This is a genomic window from Pseudomonas sp. SIMBA_067, assembly GCF_046534675.1.
In the GTDB taxonomy this organism is placed as follows: domain Bacteria; phylum Pseudomonadota; class Gammaproteobacteria; order Pseudomonadales; family Pseudomonadaceae; genus Aquipseudomonas; species Aquipseudomonas putida.
Genome location: NZ_JAWRYH010001467.1, coordinates 1 through 231 on the forward strand (window position 1 = coordinate 1; position 231 = coordinate 231).

The 231-nt window shown below is 61.5% G+C and carries 1 protein-coding gene; it reads right to left on the reverse strand.

Annotation, left to right across the window (positions count from 1 at the left end; translation table 11 throughout):
• On the reverse strand, positions 1-199 hold a 199-nt coding region (locus SB765_RS34295; RefSeq protein ID WP_410933111.1), incomplete at its 3' end, for a hypothetical protein.
• Positions 200-231: the final 32 nt, after the last annotated feature.

Below are 231 nucleotides of genomic sequence, written 5' to 3' on the forward strand. Positions count from 1 at the left end.
GGGCGAGGTTGGCCCGGGCAATCAGCTCACGGGCAAACAGGGTGTTCATGCGGATGGGTTGGCGCGCCACGGTGCTGCTGCCGTCGGTCATGGCGATGCCGGAACCGGCGAAGTCGATGAATTCGGCGATGCCCAGGGTGGGGCTGGTGCGGGTGTTGATGCGGGGGGCGATAAGTGAGGTCGTGACACTGGCAACCAATCTCAACTCAATCGTGGTCAATTTACGGATAT